This window comes from Pseudomonas entomophila (assembly GCF_029478665.1).
Taxonomy (GTDB): domain Bacteria; phylum Pseudomonadota; class Gammaproteobacteria; order Pseudomonadales; family Pseudomonadaceae; genus Aquipseudomonas; species Aquipseudomonas entomophila_F.
This window is the reverse complement of the sequence record NZ_JARPQB010000037.1, coordinates 34,739-59,275: the sequence shown is the minus strand read 5'-3', so window position 1 is coordinate 59,275 and position 24,537 is coordinate 34,739. Positions and strand designations below refer to the sequence as shown.

20 protein-coding genes and 1 pseudogene are annotated in these 24,537 nt (G+C 63.5%); 13 read left to right on the top strand and 8 right to left on the bottom strand.

The annotated features are described in order from the left end of the window. From P5705_RS18490 to P5705_RS18450, 9 genes and pseudogenes are all read left to right on the top strand, one after another. Positions 1-329, top strand: a pseudogene (locus P5705_RS18490) (type VI secretion system tip protein VgrG); the annotation flags it as partial. Further along, a complete protein-coding gene (locus tag P5705_RS18485; protein WP_277462361.1) occupies positions 326-1,150 on the top strand; it encodes a DUF4123 domain-containing protein in 825 nt (274 codons plus the stop codon). The pseudogene P5705_RS18490 and the gene P5705_RS18485, both read left to right, overlap by 4 nt. A 1-nt stretch (position 1,151) precedes the next feature. Next, positions 1,152-1,934 carry a hypothetical protein gene (locus P5705_RS18480; protein ID WP_277462360.1) on the top strand — a complete coding sequence of 261 codons (783 nt, stop codon included), beginning with the start codon at positions 1,152-1,154 and terminating at the stop codon, positions 1,932-1,934. 7 nt (positions 1,935-1,941) lie between these two features. Further along, complete coding sequence (locus tag P5705_RS18475) at positions 1,942-2,244, top strand: hypothetical protein (RefSeq protein ID WP_277462359.1); 303 nt, start codon at positions 1,942-1,944, stop codon at positions 2,242-2,244. Positions 2,245-2,529: 285 nt separating this feature from the next. Beyond that, positions 2,530-3,126 carry a hypothetical protein gene (locus P5705_RS18470; protein ID WP_277462358.1) on the top strand — a complete coding sequence of 199 codons (597 nt, stop codon included), beginning with the start codon at positions 2,530-2,532 and terminating at the stop codon, positions 3,124-3,126. 8 nt (positions 3,127-3,134) lie between these two features. Beyond that, a complete protein-coding gene (locus tag P5705_RS18465; RefSeq protein ID WP_277462356.1) occupies positions 3,135-5,327 on the top strand; it encodes a lipase family protein in 2,193 nt (730 codons plus the stop codon). A gap of 220 nt (positions 5,328-5,547) precedes the next feature. Then, the gene (locus tag P5705_RS18460; RefSeq protein WP_277462354.1) at positions 5,548-6,366 is read left to right on the top strand and encodes a DUF4123 domain-containing protein; all 819 of its coding nucleotides are present in this window, start codon (positions 5,548-5,550) and stop codon (positions 6,364-6,366) included. Positions 6,367-6,382: 16 nt separating this feature from the next. Continuing rightward, a complete protein-coding gene (locus tag P5705_RS18455) occupies positions 6,383-7,156 on the top strand; it encodes a hypothetical protein (protein WP_277462351.1) in 774 nt (257 codons plus the stop codon). 993 nt (positions 7,157-8,149) lie between these two features. Further along, the gene (locus tag P5705_RS18450; RefSeq protein WP_277462349.1) at positions 8,150-9,316 is read left to right on the top strand and encodes a lipase family protein; all 1,167 of its coding nucleotides are present in this window, start codon (positions 8,150-8,152) and stop codon (positions 9,314-9,316) included. Positions 9,317-9,344: 28 nt separating this feature from the next. Here the strand turns inward: P5705_RS18450 and P5705_RS18445 are convergent, their stop codons facing one another. The 5 genes from P5705_RS18445 to P5705_RS18425 form a co-directional block, all read right to left on the bottom strand. After that, complete coding sequence (locus P5705_RS18445; protein ID WP_277462348.1) at positions 9,345-10,403, bottom strand: ABC transporter substrate-binding protein; 1,059 nt, start codon at positions 10,401-10,403, stop codon at positions 9,345-9,347. Between the two features lie 11 nt (positions 10,404-10,414). Next, positions 10,415-11,563 carry an LLM class flavin-dependent oxidoreductase gene (locus P5705_RS18440; protein ID WP_277462347.1) on the bottom strand — a complete coding sequence of 383 codons (1,149 nt, stop codon included), beginning with the start codon at positions 11,561-11,563 and terminating at the stop codon, positions 10,415-10,417. A gap of 367 nt (positions 11,564-11,930) precedes the next feature. After that, positions 11,931-13,745, bottom strand: coding sequence for an ABC transporter ATP-binding protein (locus tag P5705_RS18435; protein ID WP_277462345.1), 1,815 nt, complete (start codon positions 13,743-13,745; stop codon positions 11,931-11,933). Then, positions 13,738-15,510, bottom strand: coding sequence for an ABC transporter ATP-binding protein (locus P5705_RS18430; protein ID WP_277462343.1), 1,773 nt, complete (start codon positions 15,508-15,510; stop codon positions 13,738-13,740). The genes P5705_RS18435 and P5705_RS18430 overlap by 8 nt, the downstream gene beginning before the upstream one ends. A gap of 159 nt (positions 15,511-15,669) precedes the next feature. Further along, a complete protein-coding gene (locus tag P5705_RS18425) occupies positions 15,670-16,902 on the bottom strand; it encodes an acyl-CoA dehydrogenase family protein (protein ID WP_277462342.1) in 1,233 nt (410 codons plus the stop codon). 392 nt (positions 16,903-17,294) lie between these two features. Between P5705_RS18425 and P5705_RS18420 the strand changes: the two genes are divergently transcribed. From P5705_RS18420 to P5705_RS18410, 3 genes are all read left to right on the top strand, one after another. Next, complete coding sequence (locus tag P5705_RS18420) at positions 17,295-18,341, top strand: ABC transporter substrate-binding protein (protein ID WP_277462340.1); 1,047 nt, start codon at positions 17,295-17,297, stop codon at positions 18,339-18,341. A gap of 15 nt (positions 18,342-18,356) precedes the next feature. Beyond that, entirely contained in the window at positions 18,357-19,088 is a 732-nt protein-coding gene (locus P5705_RS18415) for a class II aldolase/adducin family protein (RefSeq protein ID WP_277462338.1), read from the top strand. Positions 19,089-19,167: 79 nt separating this feature from the next. Further along, positions 19,168-19,554, top strand: a complete 387-nt coding sequence (locus tag P5705_RS18410) for a GFA family protein (RefSeq protein WP_277462337.1) — start codon at positions 19,168-19,170, stop codon at positions 19,552-19,554. 112 nt (positions 19,555-19,666) lie between these two features. On the opposite strand, the gene P5705_RS18405 is transcribed toward P5705_RS18410, so the two are convergent. Genes P5705_RS18405 through P5705_RS18395 form a run of 3 tightly spaced genes read right to left on the bottom strand, consistent with a single transcriptional unit; the run spans position 19,667 to position 23,138 of the window. Continuing rightward, entirely contained in the window at positions 19,667-20,818 is a 1,152-nt protein-coding gene (locus tag P5705_RS18405; RefSeq protein ID WP_277462328.1) for an LLM class flavin-dependent oxidoreductase, read from the bottom strand. Between the two features lie 15 nt (positions 20,819-20,833). After that, complete coding sequence (locus tag P5705_RS18400) at positions 20,834-22,057, bottom strand: lipase family protein (protein WP_277462326.1); 1,224 nt, start codon at positions 22,055-22,057, stop codon at positions 20,834-20,836. A 13-nt stretch (positions 22,058-22,070) separates the two neighbouring features. After that, on the bottom strand, positions 22,071-23,138 hold the full coding sequence (locus tag P5705_RS18395; protein WP_277462324.1) for a PhnD/SsuA/transferrin family substrate-binding protein: 1,068 nt from the start codon (positions 23,136-23,138) through the stop codon (positions 22,071-22,073). Positions 23,139-23,465: 327 nt separating this feature from the next. On the opposite strand from P5705_RS18395, the gene P5705_RS18390 reads away from it, so the two are divergent. Continuing rightward, positions 23,466-24,536 carry a sigma-54 interaction domain-containing protein gene (locus tag P5705_RS18390; protein ID WP_277462323.1) on the top strand — a complete coding sequence of 357 codons (1,071 nt, stop codon included), beginning with the start codon at positions 23,466-23,468 and terminating at the stop codon, positions 24,534-24,536. Position 24,537 lies beyond the last annotated feature (1 nt).

Sequence of the window (24,537 nt, the reverse complement as noted above, 5' to 3'; positions counted from 1 at the left end):
AGGTGCAGGTGTCGGCGGACGGCGAAGTGGTGGTGGAGGGCGGCGCCAGCATCACCCTCAAGGTTGGTGGGCAGCACCTGGTGGTCAATGGCGCGGGGATTTTCTGCAGCAGCCCGATCCAGATCGGTGGGGCGCCGGCGGCCAGCCAGGCGGTGGCACCGCTGCCGCCTGAGCTGGCGGGCAGCCAAGGGCCAGCCGCGCTGCCCAAGGTGGTGGCGCCGGTGATGCTGGCCCTGGTAGCGGCAAGCAAACAGGCCGACCAGGACTACTGCCCGCTCTGCGAGGCCTGCGCCAATGGCCAGTGCCTGCCGCTTGGAGGTGTTCGATGAGCAATCAGGATCCGTGGCTGTGGATGGCCGCGCAACGTGCCCAGGGCCGCGAGGTTGCCCTGCTGCTGGATGGCGAAGCTCGCACTCGTCAAGTGCTGATAGCGACATTGGGCAGCGACCGTTGGAGCGCGTTGTACAACCAGACACCAGCAGCCCAGTTGGCCGGTGCCGGGCCGGTCGTGTTCCTGGTGGGCGATGCCGAACTGCGCCTGGCCGAGCTGGACCTTTCGGCGCCGCAGACGCATTGGGGTTGGCTGGCGAGCCTGGCGCCCGGCGATTGGGCGGCCTGGCTCAGCCACTGGCGGGCGCGGCTGATGGTCGGGCACGGGCTGTACCGCTTTCACGATAACCGCGTGCTGGCCCGTGCCTTGGATGTCCTGGCTCCGGCTGAACTGCCTGCCTACCTCGGGCCGACCCTAAGCCTCTGTTACTGGCAAACGGATATCTGGCGGGTTGTGGATAACCCGGCCCCCGGCAGTTACCCCGTGCCCTCCGAGCCGGCCTGGCTGCGGGTGCCGGCACCTGCCGCCGAGGTGACGCTGTTTGTGAATGCTGACCGGTACCTGGTGCGGCATGACTACGCACGCTATCTGCAACTGGCGAGCGAACAGGACCATGAGGCCTGGCTTGGGCGGCGGCTGGAACAGGCCAAGGCCTGGGGTTGGGAGACGTCCGCGCAGTTGGAGTTTCTGTTGCTCAGCAGCTTGCGCTCGCCGGGGTTCAAGGTCGGGGAGGACTGGGCGCGGTGGCCGGAGGAAACGCCCGAGGCACATTTTCAGCGGATGCGACGGATTGCGCCATTAGAGCAAGGGAGAACGTGAAATGAAGTCTTGGAGGAAGCGAGGAGTTGTTGTAGCGGCCGTATTGCTGCAGACCAGTTGTTCTGAATGGCAACCGAATACTTTCACATTGGTGGGGGAGTTGCCGCCGAATTTTTCTTATTGGGCGGGCGCGCTCTATGAACCGGAGCCTGGTACCCCATGCACCGTCACAGACTGGACACGCACCATGCCGGAATATAACCGACCTTGGCTGGGAGAGTACAAGCCAGAAATAGAGATACAAATACGCACCCTGATAAAGGGCTGTCAGATGGTTTTGAAAACTGTCGAGGTAAAGATATTTGCACGGTGGTCAGAGGCGACCCGAGTTAATAGGACGGATAGCTATACGCGTGCAGGTATGCATATTTACTCGGAGTATGAAGGTAAAAATAAAAGAAAATTCAAAAAAAATGATGAAGATACTTTTTATGGTGAATGCCATTGGATGTTTAGAACGATGGGAAAAAATCGCCAATTAAGAAAGATGCTGAGCTGTCGACAGGATGTCAGTCGTGGAGAAATTGGTTTAGGAATAGTGTATGCCGCTTATACATTGGATCAATTGCCGGGGAAGACCATAAAAATGAATGTTCGTTTGCTTGAAGAGGAGGAACCTGGCGAGGGCGGGAGGTGGGTCAAATTTCCAAACGGGTGGAAAAGATGCATGGGTAAAGGGTTTGAAGATCCTTATGCATTCTGCAGAGGTAATACATCTGATTTTAGTCATTTCACGGGGCCAAACGGCGAAATTTGCACAATTCATCCAGGATGTAAGGAGTAGCAGGGGTATGGAAGATATCGTGGACGAATTGTCATTACCCATTAACCTGGAAATTTTCGTTTGTCCGATGCAGGACTGCTGGACCAGCTTTCAGCTAGTCGATGAGCTTGGACAAGGCGAGCCATATGCAGGGCTGGGCTTTAAGGCAATCGACCGGGGGAGAGTGGCTTATCAGTGGCTGCTGGATCTTCAAGGGCGGGGCATGGTTGCAGATTATTACAGTGGTGTGTTGGTTTTTGCACTTTCTAGAAGTTTAATCGGTGTTGATGATCGTATATGGCTTTGGTCTAGCGAAAACGAACCATTTTAAGCTCGCTGAGTTACACGTTTTGTAGAAGCTACTCGACTTGGAAATGAAGATTTAGGCGAGTGCGACGGATTGCGCCATTAGAGCAAGGGAGAACGTGAAATGAAGTCTTGGAGGAAACGAGGAGTAGTTGTAGCGGCCGTATTGCTGCAGACCAGTTGCTCTGAATGGCAACCGAATACTTTCACATTGGTTGGGGAGTTGCCGCCAAACTTTTCTTATTGGGCGGGCGTGCTCTATGAGCCTGAGCCTGGTACCAGCTGTGCGGTGACAGATTGGAGGCGAACCATGCCGGAATTTAACCGCCCTTGGCTGGGTGAATATAAGCCAGAGATAAAAATACCCATACGCACCCGAATAAAGGGTTGCCAGATGGTTTTGGATAAAATCGACATAAAAATATTTGCTCGATGGTCTGATGCCACGCCAGTAGACAGGACGGATAGCTACACACGCGCTGGCTTGGGTATTTACTCGCAATATGAAGGTAGGAATAAACGAAAAATCACAAAAAGCGATGAGGATACTTTCTATGGAGAGTGCTATTGGGAATTCAGAACCATGGGTAAAAAACGCCAGCTCTCAAAGGGGTTGAGTTGCAGGCAGGACGCCAGCCGTGGAGAGGTCGGTTTGGATGTGGTGTATGCCGTCTATACATTGGATCAGTTGCCGGGAAAAACCATAAAAATGAATATTCGGTTACTTGAAGAGGAGGAGCCGGGCGAAGGCGGGAGGTGGGTCAAGTTTCCGAATGGATGGAAAAGATGCATGGGGAAAGGGTTTGAAGATCCTTATGCCTTTTGCAGAGGTAATACATCTGATTTCAGTCATTTCACGGGACCGAACGGCGAGATTTGCACAATTCATCCTGGGTGTAAGGAGTAGCAGTTGTTATGAAAGATATCGTGGACGAATTGTCATTACCCATTAACCCGAAAATTTTCTCTTGCCCTATACAGGACCGCCGGACCAGCTTTCAGTTAGTCGATGAATTTGGACAAGGCGAGCCATATGCAGGGCTAGGATATGAGGCAATTGATCGGGAGGGAGTGACTTATCAAGGGGTGCTGGATGTTCAAGGGAAGGGTGCTGTTGCAGCACACTATAGTGGTGGGTTGGTTATTACACTCTTGACAAGCTATATCGTTGTCGATGAGTTTTATACGACTTTGATCGAACGAAAATTTTACCCTTTAAAGATTACGGAATTACAGGTTCGTGCAGAAGCTACTCGGTTCAGACATGAAGATGGCTCCCGAACCTTGGACAACCCTGCTCAAGCCTTGTGCGACCACTTTTTCCAGGTCGAGGTTCGTGATCTTGTCCGGTACGCCTGCCATCTACCTCCCCCGACAAAATCTAATTTTCCTATGGAGAAACACGCCAAAAAACTCATGCGTGGACATGGTACCCACGGTGTGTGCCTGAGGCCCAACCAGCACACGGTGCTGGAAGTCCGCCCCCTGCGCGCCTTGCGATTGGTGCTATCGAAGGATCCAGGTTTTTGTGTGTTGAACATGTATCAGCTGGCACTCATGGCCACGCTGAGCTATTCGCCGTTCGGGCAAGAACCGGATGGGCACCCGGTCCGGGCATCGACGGTCAGCTTTCCCCTTGAGCCCAGCGTTGGCAATTGGTTTGCCGAGTCGCTGAGTGCATTCAGGGAGATCTGGAAGGTCGATACGAAACTAACGCAGTCGTTCTACCCGTTCTATGAAGGCGTACCGTACTCGCAGCGATGGGAAATCGCGCCTTTTGATCCCGAACTGTATCCCTACAATCATCCGAGCCGGAAAGGCCTTCAAGAGCACCCAGCCAGTATTCATTTTCTTGATGATCGAAACAGGTTCAACGCGACGGATACCCAGGCATTCGCTACTCACACATCAGATCAGATCTTGATAGCAGTCCGGGGTACCAGCGAATTCATGGCCGATGCGCTTCGAGATGCGGATGCGTTACAGGTTGAATTTCGTGAAGGGGCGGGTCGAGTTCATCGAGGATTCTATGAATCCGCTACGCAAGCGTACGCTTTCGCACGGGACTACATGCGTAGGTTCTACACGGGTCAACAATTGGTCATCTGCGGTCACAGCCTCGGCGGTGCGGTTGCCTTGCTCTTGGCAGAAATGCTTCGCCGCCAAGTAGAAGGCATCGACATCCAGCTCTACACCTACGGCGCCCCCCGCGCCGGCGACGCCATCTTCATGCAAGGCGCCGCCGATCTGGTCCATAACCGCATCGTCAACGACAACGACCCGGTCCCCAGTGTCCCCGCCAGCTGGATGCACCGTCCCTTCGAGCGGGTCCGTCAGGATGTTGCGCAGGCTCATATGCAAGCGCCCTTGGGCGTGAAGACGGTGCTCACCAGTCTCGGTTTCGAACTGGCCGAGTCCTACGAGCACCACGGTGAATTGCGCCATTTCATGAGTATTCCCTTCGCGCCAGGCCGTCAATCCGCCGTGCTGTGGACGCCCGGCTGCAGCACCATCACCGAGCAAGCGCTGTGCAACCGCATGCTGCGGCACGAGTACGGCCTGCCCGAACGTATGGCGTTCATGGATCAACTGTTCAGGGTCGGCGACCATTTCATGGTTGCCTATATCCCCGCCTGCTGGGCCGCGTTGCGCCGCCATCAGGAGGTCCTGCAGGCCAACACGCCCCCTGTCACCCGCCGGGAACTGTCGCTGATCCGCGCAATGCTGGTTTCATTCGATGAACAAATCCAGCGCAGGCAGGCGTCGATCAAGCAGGCAGACCCACACCGTCGCCAACACGAAAACCGGCTGCAAATCATGCAGGAGGAACGCCGCCGACTCGAAGCCACCCTGACGCGACTCTCTGCGCTAGCCACCACCACTGTCACCGCAGCCCAGGTCTACGGCTCGCTCGCCAACCACCCCGAACTCGAAACCGTACTCGCCCGCTGGCACGCCCATGACGTGAACAACCGTGAAGAGCAGCTTGCCATGGTCCCCGCCGAACTACCCTCAAGCGAGCCACCGATAATCAAAGTGTCCTTCGACGAGATCCTCGCCATGCTCGATGCCGAGAGCGATCCGTCGGACCCCCTGAACTTGATATAAAAAAACGGCCCGAAGCGTGCGCTTGGGCCCTTGAAAGGTTGAGAGGTGTCCTGGCGCAGCCCCTGCTGCCGGGCGACGGTCAGGGCCTGACCGACGCGTTGCCGCTACCCGTGACGGCGGGTCCGGTGCAATGGGCGTTGTGGGCGGCGAGTCAGACGCTCGACAGCGCGCTGTGTCCGGTCTGTGACAGTTGTTGCGACACGTCTTTGGGAGGTGCGGTATGAGCGAGTTAACCCCGTGGCAATGGATGGCGCGCGAGCGCGCTTGCGGCCGTGACATCGTGCTGATGCTCGACGCCGGTTTCGATGCCCGCCAGGCCCTGATGGCCCGCTTGGGCTCCGAGCGCTGGTGCGCGTTGTACCAGCAGACCGACGTCGCCCACCTCGCGGCGCAAGGGCCGGCCTGCTTTCTGATCGGTGAGGGCGAGGTGCGCTTGCTGCAGGGCTTGTTCGAGGCGCCGCAAGGCAACTGGGGGTGGTTGGCCAGCCTGGCGCCGGGCGCCTTGCCGGACTGGGTCGAGCATTGGCGCGCACGGCTGCTGCTGGGCCAGCGGCCGCAGCGGGCGCTGTACCGGTTCCACGACAACCGTGTGCTGGCGCGAGCGATGGCGGTCGCGGATCGCAGGGCTGCCTGGCTCGGCCAGGCCATCAGCGTGTGCTACTGGCAGGCCACGGCCTGGCGGGTGGTGGATAACCCGGCGCCCCGTGCCTACCCCGTGCCGCCCGTTCCGGTCTGGTTACCGACTCCGGCCGAAGTCGAAGGCAATGGGATCGTCCTGGCCAATGCCCATCGCTACCTCTACAGCCAGCATCTGGACACCTACTGCACGCTTGCCCAAAGCCAGGTGCCCCTTGAGTGGTTGCAACGCCAACTGCGTCAGGCTCGGGTCTGGGGCTGGCATACAGGGGAGGAGATCGAGTTCCTGCTGATGTTGAGCCTGCGCTCGCCGGGGTACGAAGTGCCGCGGGAATGTGCGCCGTTGGTTGATGAAAACCCACAGGCGCATCTAGAACGGTTGCGACTTCGTACGGTGTTTTGAACAGGGAGAAAGAAGGATGAATGGGATGTTGGTGAAGTGCCTGGTGACGTTGATCCTGGCCTCGTTGGTGGGGTGTGCGGAAGAGCAGCCGAATACCTTCAAGTTGGTGGGGGAGCTGCCGCCGGACTTTGCGTACTCAGCGGCTGCGTATTATGAGCCAGAGCCAGGAACGGAGTGCTCAGTGATTGACTGGAAGAGAACGATGCCAACTTTTAATTCGGATTGGCGTAAAGAGTACAGTCCTGTATCGATTATAGAGATCTACAAGGTAATCAAAGGATGTCGGATGGTTGTTAGTCATATAAAGATCAGGATTTTTGGGGTCTATGGGGAAGTCTTTAATCAAGTGACGGAAGCCGATGCTAATGTAGGTATATATACGGAGCTGGATGATAAATATAGACGTGTTATGAATGCCAGTGATGGCGATACGTTTTATGGAAAGTGCCAGTGGTGGTTTAGGACATTAGGGCCGGATCGACGTATCAGAAAAATACTGAATTGTAAAAAAGATAACGAGCGCGGAGAAAAATTTGTCGGAAATCCTTTTGGGGCCTACATGATAGATCAATTGCCGGGAAAGACAATCAGGATGAATATTCGTCTCGAAGGCAGAGAGGAACCATCAATAGACGATACTTGGGTTGAGTTCTCAAATGGCTGGAAGCGTTGCATGGGGAAAGGCCTCGATGACCTGTACGGCTTTTGTCGGGGTAATTATAAAGATTTTGTCGATTTCAAAATGCCTGATGGACGTATTTGTCAAATTTATCCTGGCTGTAATGAGTAGCTCATGAAAAATAGCGCTGATCTAATAAAAGAGTTAAATCATCCATTGAATAACCTGATGCTGACTTGCCCGGTGCGTGGCTGCTCAACGAGCTTTCAGTTGGTTGATGAACATGGTAGTGGAGCCCCGTATGCTGGAGCTTTCTATGAGGTTGAGGATATGGAGGGGGTTATTTACAAAGGGGCGTTGGATAGAGAGGGACAAGGTGAGGTTTCAAATCATTATACTGGGCCGATATCTCTGAGGTTTGTAGCAAGCTATGCAGGAGGTCATGACGATTACACTTTTTTGCAGGCTCGAAAACATTATCCGCTGAAGATAACCGATCTTCAGGTCCGTGCTGAGCAGACTCGTTTCTCGAACCATGATGGAACTCGAACATCATCCAATCCTGCAAGGCTTAATGCTGATGACTTTCGTCAAGTAGAGGTTCGGGACCTTGTTCGATTTGGTTGTCACCTTCCCCCGCTGTCAGCGAGGTCCTCCCCACCTGACAAGGGACTTCGGCGAATTATGGGCAAGCATTGCGAATGGGGTGTCGGGCTCATGTTCGGCAAGCACACGGTATTGGAAGTCCGCCCGCTGCGAGCACTGCGGCCCGTCCTGTCAATGGACCCTGATTTCTGCGCGCTGAACCTCTATCAGTTGGCATTGATGGCCACGCTCAGTTACACCCCGTTCGGGCAGGAACCTCCGGGTCACCCCGTTAAAGCCAAATCGGTCAGTTTCCCCCATGTCCCCACCGTCGGAAATTGGTTTGGCGACGCTCTGGCCAAAGGGCAGGAGATCTGGCGCGTAGACACGAAACAACAGACAGAGTACTTCCCATTCTACGAGGATGTCCCTTATTCCCAGCGATGGGAAATTGTGCCATTCGATCCTGATCTGTATGAGGAGAACAACCCAGCGCTAGGTGAAGACCAGAAGAATCCTGCCAGAATCCATTTTTTGGATGATAGAGAACATTCGGACACTACCGATACTCAGGCATTCATGACCCACAATGCCGATGTGATGATCATCGCTATCCGTGGCACCAGCGAAAAGATCCCGGATCTACTGCGTGACGTGGACGCATTACAGGTTCCGTTCGAAGAGGGGCATGGCAAGGTTCATCGTGGTTTCTACCTCGCCGCAAAGCGTGCTTTGCAGTTCGTGGAAGTTTACATGGACAAGTTTTACCAGTCCCAACAACTCATCATCTGCGGCCACAGCCTCGGTGGCGCGATAGCATTACTGCTGGCCCAAATGCTGCGCGCCGGCGGTCACATTGGCCCACTGCAGCTCTACACCTACGGCGCCCCCCGAGTCGGCGACAGCACGTTCCTCGCCAGCGCCGCCGACCTGCTACACCACCGCATCGTCAACAATGACGACATGGTCCCCAACCTGCCACTGCCGTGGATGAACACCCGTTACGAGGTGATCGCCACAGGCGCCGTCCTGGCGAGTATCAACTTCCCGCTTGGCGCCATGGTCATGCGAACGGGCCTGGTCAACCAGGACGGCGAGCCCTACGGGCACCATGGCGAGCTGCAGCATTTCATGCCGATCCAGCTCAGCAACCAGGAATCCTCGGCCATTCTCTGGCGCCCGGGCTGCACCACCATCACCGCCCAGCCCGCCTGCAATTACTACCTGGAAAAGGTCGAAGGCCTGCCGCAGCACAGGTCTGTCAGCCTGGCGGATCATTCCATGGTGTCCAGCTACATCCCGGCCTGCTGGGCCATGCTGCGCCGTCACCAGCAGGCACTGGCGAGCCGCACGCCAGCGGTAACTGTACGGGAACTGGAGGCGGTGGAGGCGGCGCTGGCGTCGATCAGCCAGCAGTTGCGCGAGCGTCGTTCTCGATTGAGCCGAGGCGACTACTACCCGCGCTCCCGCGAGCCCAGCCTGACTGCCATCGAAAAAGAACTGGAACGCCTGCAGGCTACCCGCGAGCGACTGGCCAGCTTGCGTCGCGCCCCGGTCAGCGAGGCCGACGTCTACGGCAGCCTCGCCGGCCAGCCGCAACTGGTCGAGGCCCTGGAGCGCTGGCAGGCCCACGCCGCCAGCACCCAGGCTGCACCGCTGGCCATGGCGCCCAAGGAACAGGAGATCAACGTGGTGACGTTCGACGAGCTGTTCGCCAGCCTCGACGACCCGCTCGACCTCATATGAGGAGTAGCCGGCTTGCCCAGCGTCGCGTTCAAACCGCCAGGCGCGATGTCGACCCGATCACCTGCTCCAGCACGCTCGAGTCGATCCACTCGCGCACATCGATGTGCCGTGGAATGAACCCCCAGCGGTGGAGGAACTCGCTGAAGTCCTGCAACGCCGTGATCGACCGGCCATCCAGCGCCGTGCGCAAGCGCCGGTGGGCGTCCTCGCCATAGGCCGCCGTCACCCAGTATTCGCTGGTGTTCAGCTCGCGGGCGAGAAAGCGCCGGGTCTCCTCGGGGTTGGCCCAGGCCCACTGCTCGGTGCGCAGCACGGTGTCGACCAGGGTACGGCTGGCGTCGAAATGTTCGTGCAGCAGGTGGGTGTCCACCGTCAACGTGCGCGGTGTGCCGTTGTTGCTGCGGATCAGCGGGTCGGGGTGGCTGCCGGTGTCGACCACCACCCGCAGACCGAACTCATGGGCCAACTGCACCGCATGGGCCCCCTTGAGGAAGATCGCGTCGATGTCGCCGCGCAGCAGGCCGATCAGCTCGTTGTTGCGCCGGCTCACGCGGCGGGTGTCCAGCGCCACTTGCAAGCCGTGCAGGTGCTGCTTGGGCTCGTCGCTGTAGGTGCCGCCGTAGGGGTAGTCCACCAACTCGACATCGGCCACGTTCAGCCCTTCGAGCTTGAGCGCGTTCTCCAGGCCGCGCAGGGCCTGGGCGCGGGTGAAGTCGATCTGCACGTTGGCCCACTTGGGCAGGCCGAAGCGGCGGTTCTTCAGGTCGCGGATGCCGCGCACGCCGCTTTCTTCGGTGGTGAGGATCAGCTGCACCTCGTCGATCCAGCTCAGCCCCAGTACCCGGGTCTCGACGCCGCTGGCGTAGGCCCAGATCGCCGGGATGCTGCCGCCGTGGCGCACCGAGTTCTGCAGGTGGTGGTCGTAGTGCGCCTCGCGCACTTCGCGTTCGCTGGACTCGCGCAGCGACTGGATGCGCGTGCCGAACGGCGTGAAGGCCTGGGCCAGGCGCCCGGACTGCACGGCGATGCCGAGGCCGGTGGGCACCGGGCTGTGGGTGTACCAGAGGGTGTCGAGGGGATGGCTCATGGCTGGTTTCCTCAGGCGCTGGCCTTGAGTGGCGCGACGACGGGTTGCTGCACCAGCGGCAGCACTTCCTGGCCGATGCGCAGCGCCTCTTCCAGGTGCGGGTTGGCCGCCAGGATGAAGGTCGAGAAGCCGGCGTCGCGGTACTCGGCCAGGCGTTCGGCGATATTCTCGTGGCTGCCCACCAGGCCCACCGTCGGGCCAGGCTTGGCCTTGGCGAAGCCGGCCCACAGGTTGCGGGCCAGCTTCAGCGCGTCGAAGTCCTGCAGGTGCTGGTGATAGGCCGCCTGGCGCGCGCCACCCACCGAGTCGGAGCCGCTGGCGAAGCCCTTGGCGATGGCGCTGCTCTTGCCTTCGAGGCGTTCGAACTGCTGGCGCAGTTCGCGCCAGGCCTGCGCTTCGGTTTCGCGGGCGAACAGGTCCACGCGCAAGCCGAAGCGCACCGTGCGCCCTTGCTTGTCGGCCAGTTCGCGCACCCGCTCGATATGCGGCTTGAGCGTGTCGATGGGCTCGGCCCAGTTCAGGTAGACGTCGGCGTGGCGGGCGGCGACGTCCAGCGCGGCATCGGAGAAACCGGAGAAGTACACCGCTGGCTTGCGCTCGTGCTGAAGGCCCGGCGGCAGGCTGCCGTGCTCCAGGCGGTAGATGTCGCCTTCGTAGGAGAACGTGTCGTTGGCCCACAGGCCCTGGATCACGTCGAGGAATTCGCCGGTGCGCTTGTAGCGCAGGTCGTGTTCGAGGAAGTCGCCGTGGGCGCGCTGGCTGGCCGGGTTGCCGCCGGTGATGATGTTCCAGTCCAGCCGCCCGCCGCTGAGGTTCTGCAGGATCGCCGCCTGCTGCGCGGCATAGGCGGGCAGGGTCCAGGTGGCCTGGAAGGCGATCAGGAAGCGGATGCGCCGGGTCTCGCGGGCCAGGGCCGCGGCGGCGATCCAGGGTTCGGGGCCGGTGGGCAGCAGGGCGCCTTCGAAGCCGGCCAGCTCGGCGGCCTTGGCCACCTGGGCGATGTAGTCGATGTAGGTGAAGCCATCGGCTTCGCCGTTGGGCAGGCGGCCTGGGGCGATGTGGCCGGGGCGGTGCTGTGGATTGCCGCGGTTGTGGTGGTCGGTGGACAGCTGCGGGCCATCGGTGCCCAGGGGCAGGCGCCAGAAGAATTCGGTGGTCATGGGGGCTCCTGAAGGGGAGGTTGGCGATGGGGAGGGTGGTGCAATGGCTGTGCCATGGCGGTGCAAGACCGATGGCGCGGGGGATGGTGGCGGTTGGCGAGGGCGGGTTGTTGCTGTGGCAGCAGCCGGCCAGCAGCGACGCAGCATGGCCTGTGTAGGAGCGGATTCATCCGCGATGCGCCGCACGGGCGGCGCTCGGTCATGTGAACACCATCGCGCTTTCGCCGGGCACCTCAATGCCACCGCTGCGGCTTTCAAAAGTTCGAGATCCGCAAGGTGCTTGCCTGTAGAGCATTTGTGCCTATTGGATCGAGCGCCGCAGGCGCGGCGCATCGCGGATGAATCCGCTCCTACACACAGGCCAGGGTCAGGCTTCGGCGTGCACCTCCCCGGCGCTGCGCAGATAGGCGTCGTACAGTCCGGCATACGCACCTCCAGCCTCGATCAGCTCGGCATGCCGTCCCTGCTCCACCACTCGCCCGTGGCGCACCACGGCGATCCGCTCGGCATCGCGGATGGTCGCCAGGCGGTGGGCGATGATGATTGCCGTGCGCCCTTGGCACAGCCGCCGCAATGCCCGCTGGATGCGCCGCTCGGTGTGCACGTCGACCGCCGAGGTGGCTTCGTCGAGCACCAGCACCGCAGGGTCCGCCAGGTAGGCACGCACCAGGCACACCAGCTGGCGCTGGCCATGGCTGAGGTGGCTGCCCAGCGGGCCGACTTCGGTGTGGTATTGCCCTGGCAAGCGTTCCAGCACCTCGTCGGCGCCCAGCTCGCGGGCGGCGGCGACCAGCACGGCATCGTCGGCCTCGGGCCGGGCCAGGCGCAGGTTGTCGAGGATGCTGCCGCTGAACAGCACGTTGTCCTGCAGCACCACGCCGACGTTGCGCCGCAGCTCGCGCTGGGCCAGTTCGCGCAGGTCGATGCCGTCGAGCCTCACCGCACCGCGTTGCACGTCGTAGAAGCGCGTGAGCAATTGCACCAGGGTGCTCTTGCCATGCCCCGAGGGGCCGACGATGGCCAGCACCTCACCTGCCCGGATGCGCAGGTCGAGCCCGTCAATCACGGGTTGAGCGTTGTAGGCGAAAGCAACGTCTTCGAAGTCCACCTGACCCCGGGCGCGGCCCACTGTTCGCGGCTGTGCAGGGTCCAGCACCTGAGGGCAGGTGTCGAGCAGCAGGAAGATCCGTTGCGCCGAGGCGCTGCCGGTGGCGTAGCGCTCGAACAGGTCCGACAGCTCCTGCAGCGGTCCGAGGAACAGGAACACGTAGAACAGGCTCTCGGCAATCTGGCCAACGCTCACCCGGCTCTCGGCCAAGCCCAAGGCACCCACCAGCAACAGCACGGCCATGCCCGTCGTACTCAGCAGCGCAGTGAGCGGGGCGAACCAGCCGGTGCGCAGGCTGCCGCGGATCAGGGCCTGGTTGAAGTCCTCCAGCAAGCGTCGGTAGCGGCCCTGATTGTCGGCTTCGCGGCCGCACTGCTGGATCAGCCGCACGCCGCTGACGCTCTCGACCAGGTGCGCGGTGAAGCGGCTGCGCTGTTCGGCAACTTCGGCCCAGCTGCGTTGCGAGACACGTTTGAAGCACCAGGTCGCCAGCACCAGCAGCGGCACGGTGGCAGCCAGGCTGTAGAAGAAGCTCGGCTCGATGCGCCACAGCATCAACCCGGCCAGGCAGCAACGCAGCAGGGCACCGATCAGCTCTGGAGGGCCTTGCACCAACAACGGCTCCAGCGCGTCGACGTCGCGGTCGACGCGGGCGATGATGCGTCCGGCGCGGGTCTGGTCGAAGTAGCGCACCGACAACCCCTGGACATGGGCGAACACCTGCACGCGCAGGGCGCCGAGCACGCGGATCGCCGCGTTGCCAGCGATGAATTGCGAAGCCCCGGCCAGCAGGAAGCGCCCCAACCAGCTGGCGGCCAGTCCCAAGCCGAGCCACAGCACCAGGCGCTCGTCGAGCAGCCAGTGGCCGGCTTCCCGGATCAGCCCACGGTCGATCAGTTCGCGGACGAACCAAGGCCGCAGGAACACGGTGAGCACCAGCAGCAGTTCCAGGCCGATCACGCTCATGATGGCTCCACGGATCGGCCGCAGCAGCGGCAGCAGGCGGTGCAGCATGCCGCGGTCGAGGGCCTGGCGCGCCAGGCGCTGTTCGATGTCGATGTCGCTTTCAGCCATGCTCGATCCCCAGCAGGTCGCGGTAGTGGGCGTTGTGCGCCGCCAGTTCGGCGTGGTGGCCGCTGGCGCTGATGCGCCCGCCTTCGAGCAGCAGCACGCGGTCGGCCAGCAGCAGGGTGGACAGGCGGCTGGTGATCAACAGCAGGGTCGGTGTGCGGCCCTGCTGGCGGCGCAGGTTGTCGAGCACGCGGCGCTCGTTGTGGGCGTCCAGGGCGCTGGTGGCGTCGTCCAGGCACAGGATGTCCGGCGCGCCGAGCAGGGCGCGGGCCAGGCACAGGCGCTGGCGCTGGCCACCGGAGAGACTTGCGCCACGGTCGCCCAGCGGCGTGTCCAGGCCCTGGGGCAGGCGCTCCAGCACGTCCTCGGCGGCGGCCAGGCGCAGGGCTTCGCGCAGCTCGCTGTCGCTGGCCGCTGGCGCGGCCAGGCGCAAATTCGCGGCCAGCGAGTCGGAGAACAGGAAACTTTCCTGTGGTAGTACTTGCACCCGGCGGCGCAAGGCGTTCAGGTCGAGGTCGCGCACATCGTGCCAGCCGGTGCTGTCGGAGCCGACCCGCACGCTGCCGCCGTCCACCTCGGCCAGGCGCGGCAGCAGGCTGGCCAGCAGGCTCTTGCCGCTGCCGGTGGCGCCGACCAGCGCCACCACCTCGCCGGGGCACAGGCGCAGTGAGCAGCCCCGCAACAGGTCGCGCGCTGCCTTCGGCGTGGCCACGCGCACCTGCTCCAGCTTCAGGCCCAGTGGTCCCTCCGGCAGGGCGCCCTGGCCACTGCGAATGGCAGGGCGTTCATCGAGCAGTTGCCAGATGCGCTCGGCACTGGCGCGGGCATCGGCAAAAACCTGCATCACCCGGCCGATGCCCTCGATACGGAATACCAGCGTGGTGGCCACCAGCAGAGAGGTCACCAGCTCGCCGATGCCCAACTGCCCGTCGGCCACCCGATGGGCGCCGTAGACCAGAATCCACACATGCCCCAGGGCGACCACTGCCTGGGGCAGGGGAATTCGCGAACTGGCGTAGGCGAGGGCGGCACGGGCATGAGTGCTGAACACCGTTACCTGCTCGGCGAAGCGCGCTATACGCCGATCCTCCAGGCCGAACGCCTTGATTACCCGCACCCCGCCGATGCCTTCCGCGAGGTCCTGGCTCACCTGGTCGTAGGCCGAGGCGACGGCTCGGTCGAGGCTGACGAGGCGCTCGGTCTGGTGCACGAACAACCCCAGCCCGACACCGGTCAGCAGTAAAGGCACCAGGCCCAGCAGCGGGTCGTACCCGCACAGCAGGCCGACCGCCATCAGCACCACCAGCGGTGTCTCGATGATCTGCCGCCAGAAGGTGATCAGCGCATCGCGGACCTTGTCGGCGTCACGGGTGGTGCGGGTGACCAGCTCGCCCATGCCATGGCGCCAGTGGTAGCCCAGGTGCAGGGCCTGGACCTGTTCGAGGATGCGTTCGCGCAAGCGCGTCAGCAGGGCTTGGCTGAGCACCAGCGACAGCACGGCGGCGGCGTATTGCAGGATGCCGCGGGCCAGGGCGATGGCCAGCAGTGTCCACAGCCAGTGCCAGGCCAGGGTGGCATCAAGGCTGCCATTGGCCAGGCGGGTGACGGCGCGGCCGGCGCCGACGTCGTCGATCGCCTGGCCGATCAGCCATTGCTGCCAGGCCAGGGCCAGGTTGCCGGTGATATAGAGGGTGGTGACCAGGGCGAAGCGCCAGGGCATCTCACGGTAGATGGCCAGGGCGCGCAGGAGGGGGTGTCTGGAGGTCATGCAGGGCTCGGGTCTGGAGTAGGCGGGAAGTGGTCGAGATCCTCGGGGGCGCTGTGCGCCCCTTTCGCGGCACAAGGCCGCTCCTACATGGGGTGTGCGGTTTCTGTAGGAGCGGCCTTGTGCCGCGAAAGGGCTGCGTAGCAGCCCCCAGCGCATGCCTCAACGACGCGTGGCGCCTTGCGCTTCCTTGGCATTGAGCACTGCCGTGTACTCCCCAGGGTCCGCCCCATTGAGGTAGTAGTTGCCAACGTTGTGCAACCGCCAGCGGATCGGGTCGTGGGTGGTGTGCACCCGGGCATCGCGCCAGAAGCGGTCGAGGTTCCATTTGCTCAGCGAGGCACTGGCCCCCAGCAGCGAGAACAGGTCGCTGGAGATCTTCAGCGCCGCCCCATCGGCATGCGCCCGGGCGGTGGCCACCGAGAGTATCAGTTCGTCCTGCAGCGCTTTGTCGTCGGGGGCGCGCTCATGGGCGTCGAACACCCGCGCGGCCTCGCGCAGCACCGCTTCGGCGCCGCGCAGGGCGACCGCATACTCGCCAACCTGGCGGATGATGTGCGGCTCGTCGCTGGCCCGCTCGACACCACTCTCGACCCAGGGCCGGGCATGCTCGCGCAGGTAGGCCACCGCCGCCTGCAACGCGCCTGTGGCGATGCCGCTGTCGATGGCGGCATGGAGGATTTGCGGGAAGGTAAGCCCTGTGCGTTTCATCGGCCCGCTGCGCAAGGTGACGAAGCGCTCGTCGAGGACGATTTCGTCGAACTCCACCGTGCCGCTCACCGAGTGCTGCTGACCGAAGGCCCGCCAGTCATCGACCAGGGTCAGGCCAGGGGTGTCGCGGTGCAGCAGCACCCCGGCAGCGCCGTCTTCACTGGCGGCGGTCAGCCAGATCCAGTCGGCCAGGTAGGCGCCGGTCGAATAGAACTTGCTGCCGTTGAGCACCAGTTTGCCGTCGGCGCGGCGTTCGACACGGGTCCGGAGGGCGAACTTGTTCTTGCCGCCGACCTCGGCCAGGGCGTTGCCCAGGCGTTTGCCGGCCAGTACATCGGCCAGCACGCGGTCGCGGACTTCGTCGGGGTAACCGTCGAGCAGGCCGCGCAGCATGACGTTATGGATCTGCAGCAACTGGCCGACGCCGCCGTCGGCGGTGGCGATCAGGCGCACGGTTTCGACGAGGGTCTCGACCGAGGCGCCCAGGCCGCCGAACTGCGTGGGAACGCCGATGGCGGTGAGGCCACTGCTCGACAGCCGTTCGGCCTGGTGGCGGGGGAGCTGGTCGTTGTTGCGCGGGTCGGCGGCGAGGGTGGCGAATTCGCTGGCGACTTCACGGGCGATGCGCAGGGCTTCGGCTTCGCTGGTGATGCGGTGGGCGGGGGGCTGTTCGATGATGCTCATGGTTGACCTCGATGGCGGTGTTCGCGGGGGCTGCCTTGCAGCCCAACGCCGGCAAGCCGGCTCCTACCGGTATTGCGTTGACCTGTAGGCGCCGGCTTGCCGGCGATGGGGCACGCAGCGGCCCCGATCCTGACAACGCCAGAGCAACTTCTTTGCCACCCCAGTGGAGCCCTCGCAACAGCTGGCCTGCGGCGAGATTCCAAAGGTCCAGTGCTGCGCCAGCAACACCCTCGGCCACACCGCTTGCTGATCTGGCAACACCCGCCCCGCATGCCTGCTCCCAGGCCAGCAGCCTGGCCTGGGTTGCTCGCGCACAGTCTGCATGTTCCGGGCCTTCCAGCCCTTGGCACGACCGCTGCAACACGCCCTGCACGACGCCCAAGGAGCTCTCCATGACCCTCGCCCGAACCGCCCCCAAACCTGAAACACTGGACCGCCTCTGGTTCACCCGCTGCCCGGTACCGACCGCCTCCGGCATCGCCTACAAGCTCGGCTGGTTGCAGAAGGAGTTTGCCCGTGACGGGCTGCCCATCGACACCCTGCAGGAGGCCCGTCAGCTCGGCCATCATCACTACGATCACCTGCTCCCCGGCCTGTTCCGCGAAGGCGGCAACCTGCCGGCCCTGGCCGCCCGCGCCGCCGGGGCGCCGTCAAGGCTGGTCGGCCTGACCTGGATTGAGGAGTGGCAGACCCTGCTGGTCCGCCCTGACAGCAATATCCGCCGCCCCGAAGACCTGCGCGGCAAGCGCCTGGCGCTGCCGGCCTGGGGGGACGATCGCCCCGGCAGCATCGCCCGGGCCATGAGCCTGCACGGCTACAAAGGCGCGCTGGCCTCGGTGGGGCTGACCTTCGATGACGTGCATCTGGTGGAGGTGGCGCTGCTCGACCAGCAGGGTGCCAGCACCCCGCAGTTGGGCCTGCAACGCCTGTGGTCGGGCCTGGACTACCTGGTGCGCGGCGAGGTCGACGCGGTGTATGTCAAAGGCGCCGCCGCAGCCGACGCCGCCCGCCGCCTGGGCCTGGTGGTGGGTATCGACCTCGATGCGCTGCCCGACCCACGGCACCGCATCAACAATGGCACGCCACGGCCGATCACCGTCCACCAGTCGCTGCTCGACGAGCACTTCGACCTGGTGGCGCGTTTCCTCGCCCAGACCCTGCGCGCCGCCGATTGGGCAGCCGGCAACCGCGAGGCGCTAAACGCCATCCTCGAGGAAGAGACCCACGCCGGCAGCCAGGGCGTGGCCGAGGCCTACCGCGGCGGCTTCCACGCCACCCTGGCGCCAGACCTGTCGGCCCAGCGCCTGGCCTTCCTCGATACCCAGAAGACCTTCCTCAACCTGCATGGCTTCCTGGCGCGCGACTTCGACCTCGCCGACTGGGTCGACCACCGCCCCCTGCAAGCCGCCCATGACCTGTTGGCCCAGCGCCGCGCCTGACTCCGGAGATCGACCATGACCGTACTGATCAACGAACGCCCCCTCACCGCCGAACTGCAAGCCTTCATCGACCAGGTACTGGCCGAGGCCGAAGCTGCGTTCTCGGTGTTTCGCGAAACCAACACCATCACCGCCAATGGCACCGTCGGCTTCATCGAGCGGGTGCCGGGGCAGGAACTGTTGGTGGCGGTGAGCTACGCTGGCCCGTGGCACTACCGCAAGCCGCTGGAAGCGACGGTCAGCGACTTCGCCGGCAATGTCATCCTCGGCAAGGGCAAGGGGGGCCTGGGGCGTTACACCAGACTGTTCCAAAGCCATGCCGACATCACCACTGTGTCCCACGTGCATACACCTTACCTCGGCGCTTGGGCGCAGACCCATCGCACGTTGCCATTCCACTATGTGCCGGTGCAGCGCTACCAGCTGGCCCGCGAGTTGCCTGTGTACATCGACCGGCGCCAGGCCGAGGTGGATTTCATCCTTGAGCAGATCGCCGCCAACCCCTTCAACCTGGCCATTCTCGAGGCCAACGGCGGCGCTACCGTGTGGGGCAAACAGGGCCTGCGCGCCACTGCCGAATTCATCCTGCTGCTGGAGGAGGGCGCGCAGATCCAGTTGCTCGCCGATGCACTCGGTGGCTCGCGACCCTATGGGCCCGGTGTACTCACTCAGCAATGGAAGATGAGCGGCCTGTACGAACGCGCCACCGAGCTGGGGTTGGTGCCCGGTATCGACCGCCGCAACTGATTCGTCACTGGCAATTTCCGCGGCGCGAGGTACATTTTCCGTGCGCTGTACGAGGCGGCGGTAGCCAAGGAATTGCCTGATGAAAACCATCCGTTACAAAGGCGGCTGCCTGTGCGGCCGCATCCGCTTCATCGCCCAGGGCGAACCACGGTTTCCCCACACCTGCTCCTGCGGCATGTGCCAACGCCATTCGGGCGGCCTGACGCTGTGCTGGGTGGAGTTCGACAAGGCGGCTGTCGAGTGGGTCGGCGAGGGGGGCTTGCCGGCCCTGTACCGGGCTTCAGCGCAGTCCAGCCGCGCATTCTGCGCGACCTGCGGCAGCAGCCTGGGCGCGATCGACGATGCGCCGACGGTCGGGTTGCTGCTGGGGTGCTTCGACGCCAAGGGCGAGAAGGCGCTGCGGCCTGCCTACCACTCTTTCGTTTCGTCTCGCCCGCGCTGGTGGAAAATCAATTCGCTCATGTGATCCCTGCACCCTCTGTAGGAGCGGCTTTAGCCGCGATGCAGGCAACGCATTGCCCGGCACCCGCTTCGCGGGTGATCGCGGCTGAAGCCGCTCCTACAGAGGTTGGGCAAAGTCAGAGGGTGGCGCGTTCGCCGCGAAAGTGCGGAAGGATGTGCTCGCCGAGGCGGTAGGCCTCTTCCAGGTGCGGGTAGCCGGCGAGGAAGAACAGGTCGATGCCGATGGCGTGGTACTCACGGATTCGCGCCACCACGTTTTCGTGGCTGCCAACCAGCGCGCAGCCCGGCGGGATGCCGATGTAGCCAAAGCCGGTCCAGACGTTGGGGTGGATGAAGAAGTCGTCGAAGGCGGGCGCCTCGCCCTGGTCGGCGTATTCGTGCTCATAGCTCAGCTTGCGCGCTGTCCGCAGCCCGGCGTGGGCGGCACGGGCCTTGACCGTGCCCTTGGCCACGCCTTCGTCGAAGAAACGCTTGGCTTCGGCCAGGGCAGCCTCCTCGGTGTCGCGGGTGATGACGTCAATGGACAGCCCGAAACGGATGTCGGTGCGCCCATGTTTCAAGGCCCGCGCACGGATATCGGCGATCAGCGCGGCGATTTCGTCAGGATGCTCGGCGCGCATCAGGTAGAAGTCGGCGTGCTTGGCGGCGAATTCGCGGGCCGCCTGCGAGGAGCCGGCAGTGCAGATCAGCGGCAGTTCGGCCTTCTTCAGCGGCCCGCGCAGGCCGCCGCCCTCGGCACGGTAGTAGCGGCCTTGGTAGTGGAAGTTGTCGCTGTGCCAGTAACCACGCACCACATCCATGAACTCGGTGGCGCGGGCATAGCGCTCATCGTGCCCCTCGAAGTCGCCGACCTGGCGCTGGATGGCGTCGGATCCACCATTGATGATGTTCCACACCAGGCGGTTGCCGGTGGCGCGCTGGTAGGTGGCGGCCTGCTGCACCGCGACCCAGGGCGTGTAGTGATAGGGCTGGAAGGCGGTGACGAACTTCAGCGTGCGGGTCTCGCGGGCCAGCAGCGAGCATACCGTCCACGGCTCTTCGCCGGAGGGCGCGTTGACCATCAAGGCGCCGCCGAAGCCGTTGATCTCGGCGGCCCTGGCCACCTGGCCGAGGTAGTCGATATAGCTGAAGTGATCGCCCACGGCGAAGCCGGAAACCGCGCCGGTGCTGGGGCCGCCGGCGTGCCAGTCGCCGCGGTTGCGCGGGTCGCCCGGGAGGAACTGGGTTTCGCCGTGCAGCGGCAGGCGGGTGAAGAATTCGAGGCTCATGGTGGTGCTCCTGGCTTACTGGACGCTGGGGTTGCAGTTGGGGGTGACGGGTTGGCCGCTGATGACCTGGCGAGCGAAAGGGATGGAATCCTGCAGCGAGGCATTGACCGTCTCGCTGTGGCCCAGGCCTTTGTACAAGTGCCCCTGGACCACGGAACCGGCCTTGCAGGCGTCCTGCATCAGGGCCACCTGGGTGCTGGCGGCGGGGGTCTTGTCCTCGGCGCCGGTGCCGATGAAGATCGGCTGCGCGAGCTTGAGGGTCGGGTACGACACCTGGGCCTGCCAGGCTTCAAGCTGGTTGCCCTGGTAGTCCTTCCTGGCATTGGCCGGGGTCAGGCCGCTGCCGACCACGTCGCTGACCAACGAAGACAGGCAGTTGCTGCGCGCCTGCTCGAACAGCGGCAGGGCCTTGGCGGTGTAGAAGTCGCGCGGGTCGATGCTTGGGTCGTACTGCTGCGCTGCCAGCAAGGTGTAGAAGCCGTAGGCCAGCGACGGGTCGACCTTGTCCGGGTCCTGCTCGCCGACGTTTTTCGCGCCGAGGGTGTAGATCACCCCGGTGCCGATACTGCCCTTGACGCCGAGGTCCGGTGCATAGGTGGCCGCATAGGCGCCTGCCGCGAACGCCCCGGCCCCGCCTTGTGACTGGCCGACGATCAGCACCTTGTTGGCCAGCCCCGGCACGCTGGCGACCACTGCCCGCGCCGCGTCGAGGATGCCGTAGGCCGCCATGCGGTTGTTCAGCAGCGGGTGGCCACCCGGCACGCCGAGGCCCTGGTAGTCGCTGGCGACGATCGCGTAGCCCTCGTCGAGCCAACGGTCGAGGTACTGCACATCACGGTATGAGCGCCCGGCCCAGGACGGGGCGCAGATATCGGCGACGCCCACCGTGCCGTGACCCCAGCTCGCCAGCGGCCAGCCACCGGCGGGCGCCTTGCCCTTGGGGATGAACAGCGCGCCGGAGACCACGATCGGCGTCTTGCCATCGATGCCGTCCAGCGAGGTGTAGAGGATGCGCTGGGCGCTGGCGGCGTTGGGCAGGCTCAGGGCCTGGTCCAGCGGCTCGCTGCGCAGCAGCTTGCCGGGCGTGGCCGGGATGGCCTTGCTCCAGGTGTAGAACGCCGAGACCCGGCCATCGCCCTGTTGCGGGTCGGGCTTGGGGGCGAAGGTGTCGGCGGCGACGGCACCGATGGACAGCGCCAGGGCGGTCAGGCCCAGCGTGAGTGAGGCAGGCAGCTTCATGGCGGGTTCTCTGTCAGTGTTGGCTGAGCTGGGCGTCGAGCGACGGCCAGTAATGGGTCAGTTGCAGGTCCTGCAGCGCCTGGCGGGTGAAGCCGGTGGCCAGGTCGCCGTCGATGGCGTAGGGCGTGCGGATCAGGCGGTTGTCCAGGGCATAGCGGGCCAGCGCCTGGTAGTGGGCCTTGAGTTGGGCGTCGCTCTTTGGCGCCCAGCGTTCCTTCCAGGCCACCGGGTCGTCCTGGTCGTCACGGCGCAGCACGCTCTCGGCGACACCGGCGCGGGAGGACAGGGCGTAGTAGCCGTCGCGGTTCTGCTCCTGGGAAATCCACCACGCCGCCTTGACCCAGGCCGTGGCCACCAGTTGGGTGATGTCGGCGTGTTGTTCGATGAAGCGGTCGGTGCCCCACAGGTCGGAGACCAGTCGCCAGTCGTTGGCGCCCTGCTTGGTCGACCAGAGGATGCGGGCCACGCCCTTGTCCTCGAGGGCATAGGCCTCGCTGAGCAGCACGGCGGCATCCACCTTGCCCGCCGACACGGCGGCCGCGCCGACCTGCGGGTTGAGGTTGGCGATCTTGAAGTCGGTCAACTGCAGCCCCTGGCTTTGCAGGAAGTTGCTGAAGGCGAACTCCCACGGCCGCCCCCGATGCAGGGCCAGGCGCTGGCCCTTGAGGTCCTGGATGCTGCGGGCCGTGGAGTTGGCCGGCACCACCAGGTACACGTTGTTGCCGCTGCCGCCTGGCACGACCAGTTTGCCGGGGACATTGCCGGCCCCGGCGATCACCGATGGCAGGTCGCCGCGCACCGCGAAGTCCAGGCTGTCGTTGCTGAAGCCTTCGTTGATCTGCGGGCCGGCGCCGGCGTGGGGCAGGGCCACCCAGTCGAGCTGGATACCGCGTTGCTGGAGTTGCTGGGCAAGCCAGCCGTCCTCGATCACCCGCCCTGGGATGCCGCCGAAGACTGGCGCGCCGCCCTGGGTGAAGGCGACGATGGCAATGCGTACGGATCCGGGAGGCTCACTGGCCCAGGACGCGAGGCTCAGTAGCAACCCGAGCAGGGCCAGGCTGTGGCGCCAGATAGTCTTCATGATGTTCCGCTCCTGACAGTGTGCGGGCCGCGCGTTTGAGCGGCCCAGGCGTTTGCCAGGCAGGAGCGAAATGCATGCCAGGGTATCTTGGAGAGCGCTGTAGGCCTTGTGTGACGGGGCCTGCGGTCAACATTGCCAGCCATGCTCAGCGCGCTTGCTGTGCTGATGCCCACGCAAGACGGTGTTGACTGGGTGTTGCTCCAGCAGCAATCGGGCTGCTGTCTTTCAGATATTCTCAAATCGAATATATAAATATTTATTAATAATTTTTCGGTCTAAATTGTTTCATGCACTATGGGGGCGCGCACACTTGCCAGGAATGCCCCCATGTCGCTGATCACCCATCCCCACGCCCGCGAGCTGACCAAATCCGTGCGCGCCACCGTGCTCGTGTTCAAGGACCCACGCTCCCAGGAGTTGCTCAGCCGTATCGAGCGCCTGGCACCCAGCGAAGCCAACACCCTGATCATCGGGGAGACCGGCACCGGCAAGGAGCTGGTCGCCCGCCACATCCATACCCTCAGCCGGCGTCATCGCGAACCTTTCGTGGCGGTGAACTGCGGTGCCTTTGCCGAAACCCTGGTGGAGAGCGAGCTGTTCGGCCACGAGAAGGGGGCCTTCACCGGGGCCACCTCGAACAAGGCCGGCTGGTTCGAGGCGGCCAACGGCGGGACGCTGTTCCTCGACGAGATCGGCGACTTGCCGTTGAACATGCAGGTGAAATTGCTGCGTGTGCTACAGGAGCGCGAGGTGGTGCGCCTCGGCTCGCGCACACCGATCCCGATCAATGTGCGGCTGGTGGCGGCCACCAACGTCAACCTCGCCGATGCCGTGGTGGCGGGGCACTTTCGCGAGGACCTGTTCTACCGGCTGCACGTGGCCACCATTCGCCTGCCGCCGCTGCGTGAGCGGCCAGGCGACATCCTGCCGCTGGCCGAATTCTTCATCGAGGAGCATTGCCGGCGCCTGGGCTACGAGCGTGCGACCCTGAGCCCTGAGGCCGAACGCAAGTTGCTGGCGCACAGCTGGCCGGGGAACATCCGCGAGTTGGAGAACGCCATCCACCATGCCTTGCTGGTGTGCCGCCAGCAGCAGGTGGCGCCGGCCGACCTGCACCTGGTGGATATGCGCCCACTGGCAGTGGCGCACGGGGAAGTGGCGGCGTTGCCCGTGGCTGCCGGTGCAGTGCCGGTCAACCTTGAGAGTGCGTTGCTGGCGCTGTTCGAACAGAACCTGCCGGACCTGTACGAGCATATCGAGGAAACGGTGTTTCGCTCGGCGTATCGGTACTGCCACGGGAATCAGTTGCAGACGGGTAGGTTGCTGAATATCAGCCGGAATATCGTGCGGGCGCGGTTGGAGAAAATAGGCGAGCTGGGAAAGGAGAGGTTGAACTGAT

Coding starts and splice junctions, on each gene's coding strand:
- P5705_RS18485 (WP_277462361.1), top strand. CDS start 326: ATGAGCAATCAGGATCCGTGGCTGTGGATGGCCGCGCAACGTGCCCAG.
- P5705_RS18480 (WP_277462360.1), top strand. CDS start 1,152: ATGAAGTCTTGGAGGAAGCGAGGAGTTGTTGTAGCGGCCGTATTGCTG.
- P5705_RS18475 (WP_277462359.1), top strand. CDS start 1,942: ATGGAAGATATCGTGGACGAATTGTCATTACCCATTAACCTGGAAATT.
- P5705_RS18470 (WP_277462358.1), top strand. CDS start 2,530: ATGCCGGAATTTAACCGCCCTTGGCTGGGTGAATATAAGCCAGAGATA.
- P5705_RS18465 (WP_277462356.1), top strand. CDS start 3,135: ATGAAAGATATCGTGGACGAATTGTCATTACCCATTAACCCGAAAATT.
- P5705_RS18460 (WP_277462354.1), top strand. CDS start 5,548: ATGAGCGAGTTAACCCCGTGGCAATGGATGGCGCGCGAGCGCGCTTGC.
- P5705_RS18455 (WP_277462351.1), top strand. CDS start 6,383: ATGAATGGGATGTTGGTGAAGTGCCTGGTGACGTTGATCCTGGCCTCG.
- P5705_RS18450 (WP_277462349.1), top strand. CDS start 8,150: ATGACCCACAATGCCGATGTGATGATCATCGCTATCCGTGGCACCAGC.
- P5705_RS18445 (WP_277462348.1), bottom strand. CDS start 10,403: ATGAGCCATCCCCTCGACACCCTCTGGTACACCCACAGCCCGGTGCCC.
- P5705_RS18440 (WP_277462347.1), bottom strand. CDS start 11,563: ATGACCACCGAATTCTTCTGGCGCCTGCCCCTGGGCACCGATGGCCCG.
- P5705_RS18435 (WP_277462345.1), bottom strand. CDS start 13,745: ATGGCTGAAAGCGACATCGACATCGAACAGCGCCTGGCGCGCCAGGCC.
- P5705_RS18430 (WP_277462343.1), bottom strand. CDS start 15,510: ATGACCTCCAGACACCCCCTCCTGCGCGCCCTGGCCATCTACCGTGAG.
- P5705_RS18425 (WP_277462342.1), bottom strand. CDS start 16,902: ATGAGCATCATCGAACAGCCCCCCGCCCACCGCATCACCAGCGAAGCC.
- P5705_RS18420 (WP_277462340.1), top strand. CDS start 17,295: ATGACCCTCGCCCGAACCGCCCCCAAACCTGAAACACTGGACCGCCTC.
- P5705_RS18415 (WP_277462338.1), top strand. CDS start 18,357: ATGACCGTACTGATCAACGAACGCCCCCTCACCGCCGAACTGCAAGCC.
- P5705_RS18410 (WP_277462337.1), top strand. CDS start 19,168: ATGAAAACCATCCGTTACAAAGGCGGCTGCCTGTGCGGCCGCATCCGC.
- P5705_RS18405 (WP_277462328.1), bottom strand. CDS start 20,818: ATGAGCCTCGAATTCTTCACCCGCCTGCCGCTGCACGGCGAAACCCAG.
- P5705_RS18400 (WP_277462326.1), bottom strand. CDS start 22,057: ATGAAGCTGCCTGCCTCACTCACGCTGGGCCTGACCGCCCTGGCGCTG.
- P5705_RS18395 (WP_277462324.1), bottom strand. CDS start 23,138: ATGAAGACTATCTGGCGCCACAGCCTGGCCCTGCTCGGGTTGCTACTG.
- P5705_RS18390 (WP_277462323.1), top strand. CDS start 23,466: ATGTCGCTGATCACCCATCCCCACGCCCGCGAGCTGACCAAATCCGTG.